General features: G+C 38.8%; 5 protein-coding genes, 1 tRNA gene, 1 pseudogene and 1 other annotated feature. Of the genes and pseudogenes, 6 read left to right on the forward strand and 1 reads right to left on the reverse strand.

What is annotated here, in order from left to right:
* The 6 genes and pseudogenes from ACFIO5_RS08970 to ACFIO5_RS08990 form a co-directional block, all read left to right on the forward strand.
* Positions 1-155, forward strand: a pseudogene (locus ACFIO5_RS08970) (MFS transporter); the annotation flags it as partial.
* Positions 156-249: 94 nt separating this feature from the next.
* Positions 250-538, reverse strand: a sequence feature (23S ribosomal RNA rRNA prediction is too short).
* An 86-nt stretch (positions 539-624) separates the two neighbouring features.
* Complete coding sequence (locus ACFIO5_RS13605) at positions 625-1,056, forward strand: tRNA-dependent cyclodipeptide synthase (RefSeq protein WP_522729874.1); 432 nt, start codon at positions 625-627, stop codon at positions 1,054-1,056.
* Positions 1,023-1,304, forward strand: a complete 282-nt coding sequence (locus ACFIO5_RS13610; protein WP_522729875.1) for a tRNA-dependent cyclodipeptide synthase — start codon at positions 1,023-1,025, stop codon at positions 1,302-1,304. Before ACFIO5_RS13605 ends, ACFIO5_RS13610 begins: the two co-directional genes overlap by 34 nt.
* The gene (locus tag ACFIO5_RS08980) at positions 1,301-2,557 is read left to right on the forward strand and encodes a cytochrome P450, cyclodipeptide synthase-associated (RefSeq protein WP_375705259.1); all 1,257 of its coding nucleotides are present in this window, start codon (positions 1,301-1,303) and stop codon (positions 2,555-2,557) included. Before ACFIO5_RS13610 ends, ACFIO5_RS08980 begins: the two co-directional genes overlap by 4 nt.
* Before the next feature lie 57 nt (positions 2,558-2,614).
* The gene (locus ACFIO5_RS08985; protein ID WP_375705260.1) at positions 2,615-3,979 is read left to right on the forward strand and encodes an MFS transporter; all 1,365 of its coding nucleotides are present in this window, start codon (positions 2,615-2,617) and stop codon (positions 3,977-3,979) included.
* A 1,504-nt stretch (positions 3,980-5,483) separates the two neighbouring features.
* Positions 5,484-5,714: a hypothetical protein gene (locus ACFIO5_RS08990; RefSeq protein WP_375643662.1), complete on the forward strand. Its 231-nt coding sequence runs from the start codon at positions 5,484-5,486 to the stop codon at positions 5,712-5,714.
* 720 nt (positions 5,715-6,434) lie between these two features.
* Here ACFIO5_RS08990 and ACFIO5_RS08995 read toward each other — a convergent pair.
* A tRNA-Met gene (locus ACFIO5_RS08995) sits at positions 6,435-6,511 on the reverse strand.

Here is a 6,511-nt window from a genome sequence, read left to right on the forward strand (position 1 = left end):
CCTATATCTTCATCATACAAACAGCGGTGTGCCTTGGCTTTCTAGGAGCTGGTTTTGTAAAAGTGCATCACACCCAAAGCACACTGTTTATCATTGGCATCTTAGGTTTTATCTTGAACAGTGTCGTGCAAAAAAAGGGACTTAATGATAGTTAGCGGACTATGTCATCTTTCTATCTAACCGGCCAAAACTTTCCATCTTCACAGTGCGTTCAATTTCACTGAGTCTACGTTGGAGACAACGGAGAAGCTCGTTACACCATTCGTACAGATCGGAATTTTCCCGACAAGTAGTCTTGCTTCCTTAAAACCGTTATAGTTACAGCCGCCGTTTACTGGGGTTTCAATTCAATGCTTGCACATCTCCTCTTAACATTCCAGCACTGGGTAAACGTCAAACCCTATACATCGGGATTTGGAGTCTCTCCCATGTTCATGACTAAAGTGGTACAAATACCCGTGTGTATCTTACGTTAACTTAACAGATTAATTATCCGTAATTGCCTTTACAAGACACTTTTTATTTGTTACATAATGGGACACTATTCGATAATTGGTTATCAGTTCTTTAAATAAATTATATTCCCACAATCACCATAATAGAATGCGGGGGGGAGGATTGAGTGTGAGTTTACAAAAAGAAATAGACGTAATGAACCGTCTTTCGTTTTCTATAAGGGGACAATCGGAAAACTGCTCTCGTTTAATTGCGATGAAGCAACATCTTATGATCGGTATAAGTCCGTTCAACACAAGGTTTTCAGAAAAATATATCACTGAGCTCATATGTTGGGCTGCAAAGAAATTCAAAGATATTGACGTATTGCTCCCAGATATAGAATCAGCCATGCTTCTTATATTAGCTTCTGGATCAACTAAGGCTAAAGCAGAGAGGAAAACAAAAAAAGAGCTCAATCGCATAAGACGCATATTATATAATATTCATGATTCTTATAATTTAGAAAAATCATTTCGCATTCTTGACTTCTCTCAATACAAGCAGTTGAACGTCGGGCAAAAAGCGTGGGATTATCAATTGAAGAAACAAAGAATTTAGAAACAACAAATATTTCTCTTGAATATATTTTTGATGAAATCCCTTTCTACGTAAATAGCCCATCTTTACTTAATAGAGAAAACTCAGTTTTAGCTTACCATCGTGAATGGCCGGTTGGAGAATTGTTGCTCAATGGTGAACAACCTCTCTGTGTTGATAAACAACAAGGTCACGGAATTGTTTCGATATGTACGCAAACTTATGAGAAGAACCAGTTTATGATTGAAGATTCAGGGGAAAATGAATGATGCGCAACGTTATTAAATTCAACGTTATGGACAAAAATTTCCAAAAAAATCCATACAATATATACCAAACTGTACATTCTTCTAACTCTGTTCTTTGGGATGAAAATCTTAAAGCTTATTTTTTTGGCCACTATGAAAATGTCAGCGCAATTTTGAAGGATACCCGCTTTACAACAGCGCCCTTAGCCGTTCGAGCAGAGCCGGTAATGGGCGATCGCGTATTGGCACAAATGGAAGGGCATGAGCACCATAGCAAGCGGCACGCCATACTTTCAAAACTTACTGGAAAAATGTTCCGCACGCACTATACTAAAATTATTGAAGAAATAATAGACCAGCTTCTCGTGCCGCATCTTGCAAAAGGGAAAATAGATATTATAAATGAATTCGGTAAAGACTATAGTGTGCTTGTTACATTAATGGTCTTAGGCCTACCAATAGATCGCTACAAGGATATATCCATGTGGCATAAGGGAGTTGCATCTTTTGTCACCAGCCTAAACCAATCAGATGAGGAAAAAGAATTCAGCTTATCGTGCAGCAAAGATATCATCTCTTATTTAACACAACTTATAGAAGAATGGGACAAAAATTCATCAGAAGATTTAATCTCTGTTTTATGCCAGAAAACAAATGATGCTAATAGCATGACAACTTCTGAAATAGTTGCTCTCGTCCTTAACATGTTATTGGCCGCCATAGAGCCTGCTGATAAAACATTAGCTTATCTTTTTTATCATTTACTCACACACCCAAATGAATTAGAAAAAATCCAAAATGACAGGAGACTTCTTGGCGATGCAATTACAGAAACACTGCGCTTGACTTCTCCCGTTCAGCTTATACCACGCCAAACCAATCAAGCGATAGAGTTCGCAGGAGTCACATTACCAGCCGACTCTCTTGTTTTTTGTATGATTGGAGCAGCTAACCGTGATCCTGATATTTTTGTGAACCCCAATCATTTTATACCAGAACGTAAACGGGGCAGTAAAACTGGGGCGGGTCTCATAAGGACCGCAAACCATTTAGCCTTTGGAGCAGGCGTGCACGTTTGTGTAGGTTCTGCTTTTGCTCTCATGCAGATTGAGTTGACGGCAAATAGACTCCTCGATAAACTCATTGACATCAGCTTAACTGATGGCTTCATTTTGGAGGAAGAGGGATTATATACAAGGGGACCATCAGCGCTCCCAATCACATTTATCCCAATATCAAAACCACAGCCATCACAAACACATGTTAATTTTTAAAAGTCTGGGAATGGGGCGGGGACAATATTTTAAAGAATATCAACAGGGGGCATAATAATGCAAAAGGTAGATTCCTATACAAAAACAGAAAGGTATGTCATATATACCGTCATTATTTCCAGCATACTTCCTCTGCTGGACGGGAGCATTGTCAATGTCATCCTTCCTAACCTTGCGCATTATTTTTCAGTCGGAGAAAATAATATACAATGGGTTGTAACATCCTATTTTCTCGCCACCGTTCCAGGGCTGCTAATGGCCGCTTTTGTGCAAGGAAGAATAGGTATCAAAAGCACTTGGCTTCTTGCAAGCTTCATTTTTATGCTTGGATCACTGGGGGTAGGATTAAGCTATAATTTTCCAACTATTATATCTGCCCGTATCGTTCAAGGTTTTGGGACCGGTCTTTTGCTGCCCCTTAGCCAAACCATCATTGCCTTACAATTTGGACAGACACGCGTGCGCCAAGCCATGGGCACCATAGCCGTACCAACAGTTTTCGCTCCTGCCTTTGGTCCGCTGGTAGGCGCCTCGCTTGCTCAGTATGTGTCTTGGCGTTTGTTATTTTTTATCAATATTCCGCTTATTTTATTGGCACTCACCCTTGGAGCAAAACATTTAAAGAGCAACGAAACAACAAAAACAAAATTTAACTTATTTGCTTTTTTAGCGTTTTCCATCTCCCTTCTTTCGTTTTTTTACCTCACAGAAGCCAGAAATATCAATAACCACAACGCCCTCTTTATCCTAGCGCTTATAGCCGTGATATCTCTCATATTATTCATTGTTTCTAATCAGAAAGCAAAAAACAAATTAATCGTCTTTAGCGGATTTCAAAATGCGCGCTATACATTGCTCATGATCATGGGGCTCGTTGCTTCATTTCTTTTTTATAGCTTCCTCGTTTATTTCCCACTAGCCGTTGCCATGGGAGGAAACTATGAAAAGAGCCTTCTCATCATCGGTGCCCTCCTTGCTCTGCAAGGAGTAGGTGCGTGGATTGGCAGGAAATTTATTTACCAAAAATGGAAAGAAAAATCTCCCTTTTTCATGATAGGAATTGGTTTAGTGATATCAAGCTTTGGGTTATTATGCTTCGGCTATAATATAAGCATGGATGGACTGGGATTCTTGCTAAGAGGCATAGGACTTGGCATCGCCACCATTGTCTGCCTTTCCGCCCCCATCCAATATGTCAACAGTTTATACGTCAAAGATACAGCCGTTATCACACGCATATTACAGCAAATAGGTGGTGCCTTAGGGGGTATATTCGCTGGCTTTTTGATCCATTCGCTGACAGAAGAATCCCTGTCCTTAAACCAAACATATATCGTATTCTTCATATTCTCTATCGCTGCATTTTTACTGTTTTACCTAGCCCTCCTCTTATCGCGTAAAGAGAAGAATTTTGATTTATGATATGCTTTATTTGAACACCCTATCCATAACATTGGCAATGGCATATAAAATCATACAGCATTTACCACTTTTCGAGAAACCAACACACTGAGACATTGAACACAGCCTTCATCATTTTTATGAAAGAACACTAAACCGATAAGCTCCTTAAGCTCTAAAATTGATCACCTCCAGTAACGTACGGTGTTTGTAATTTTATGATACCTCTGTGCTTTTAAATCCCTCTAAAAACCTCTTGAAATATGGGATTTTCTGATCAGACCTTTGCAAAGATCCACGAAATTAAGCACGCGTTTCAATGCGGAATAGTTCCATAAATGCGCTAACAGACGCCCTACAGAACCAGCATAGAATATAGAACCCACAATGCCCCCAAATGCTGACCATCTTCTGCCACGCATCGCGATGCAAAAAATCGCACTGTATTGCAAACTTGATAATGTTATTCCCCCCTTTTCAAAGTCATTGAATCACTATGCTTTCATAATCACAATAGGTTCAAATGAAACTGAAGCGACAAAAACAGCTGGTAAAGCAGCATCTTCTCTCCATTTCATTGTTAACTGTCATAACAAATCTCCCCCGCTTTAATAAAAAAGCCCTCTCTCATTGAGAAAGAAATTTTAAAAACATTGAAAATCATGAAGCACGATGACAGACCGCAAACCATCTCTAAAAAGACTGTTTCTTGATTTTCACAGCGTACTCTTAGATTTCTCTAACATTTTCCTGCCTTTAAATTTTCCTTATAAGTTTTACGGACAAAAGAAGCTTTTCAGAACTCTTTTACACATAACTTCATTGCTTCAAGCTCCCTTACAGACACGATAAACGTTTATATTTTCATCTCTACCAAATACGCGAGATTAACAGCGGATATCATGAAAACAGTCTTTTTATAGAAAACAGTAAGCTTTAACGGAATAAACGAGATTTTAAACTAGCCTCCCGCATTACTCATTACTCGATACCGGTTATGCAAATAAAGAGCGCCATCTACTTTTTCTGACAAGCAAAGAACACACACAACATTTAGTAACATGCCATTATTGAAATTCTTGTCACAAAACCTTCCGTTCAGGGATTATGCGCATTGCCTACTTCCTTCTCTCCAATAAACAATCTGCCAATAAAGAATGCTATTGCAGTTACGATAATACAAAATTATACTTCTGTTCTCATTCTATATTTTTCGAATTATCACACATTATTCCCCCCTTCACTGTTATAACAATGAAAGGAGAAAAAATAAAACACAATATGGCATTTATCTTTCACAAATCTTATATAAGCCACAAAATTGTTGCGCGACCTTCTATACAAGGTCAGGCAATAAAATCATACTCTAAAAACCACTCCACACCACTTTTTGATATTATAAAGCCATAAAATGCAATTATCGTCTCCGCAAAAAATATCTCAGAAAAACAAAATCCCTCCTGTAATCATTGGACTACTTCCTCCAATGTTTGCGTACCATTATACGTGTAAGGAGTTAAATAACTTGTTTATTGCATCATTTGCTCCTTCTGAGATTCCAGAAGGTACAAAATCCGAAAAAGTTAAAGCATGGCTACGTGCAATCAATGTGGAATGCGAAGAACCGCTTGAAGTCCTTGGTAACTTGCTTGGGGATTTTTTAGAAAAAGAATATTATGACCCAGACCCAAGCGGATTAAATCCATCATTATATGAAAAAATTTTACAGTTACAAAAAGTTAGCGGATTGTTTTGAGGATTTGGCTATACAGGCTACACATAAGACAAAAGAAGAGATGACATAAGAGCCAAGAAAATCTGAGTTTAGATTTAATCCTTGAGCGCCCTTTAAGTGTGTGGACTTACGTACCTTAATGGCTTTTACCTCCCCCCTTGCTTCCGAAGGTGCATGATGATTAGTAGCACGCCTCTTGAGTTTTTATTTGGGTTTTGTACGCGAGAAGAGTTTCGAGTGATTAGCATTGCATTCCGATGCGTTTAGACGCTACACCTGCTTTTTCCTGCTTTTATTTTTAGAGATTGATGATATTTTTTGTTTTGCAGTACTAAGAAGAGCTTTTAGATTTATCGTTTTAGAAAGAAGAAAGCATTCTCTACCTGCCTCTGCCTACCACTGCTTCATTAGTGGCATGCCTCTTATTAGTCCTATTGCATTCTTTTACGGGTCGGATCAGAGATCCGATCCAGCCCTAAAGCTGCTCCTAGGTCTTTGTGCGTTTACGGGCAACTAGTTTTTTTACTGTTTTGATAGAGCTTCTATGAGAAAAGTGTAGCAGAAAGGGGAACTTATGTAGGTAAATTACTGACTTTTCCTAGTATAGGGAGAAGTTTGAATAAAGATTTATTCTATAACATTTTTCATGACGTGCATTTTTATATTTTCACGGGATATCATGGGCGTCTTGTCATGTTAAGAGGCCATGTAATCTTTATGGGAGTATTAGTCTTTGAATATTGGTTGCGGGGGCAGGATTTGAACCTGCGGCCTTCAGGTTATGAGCCTGACGAGCTACCGGGCTGCTCCACCCCGCG

The organism is Bartonella sp. AA86SXKL (assembly GCF_042196885.1).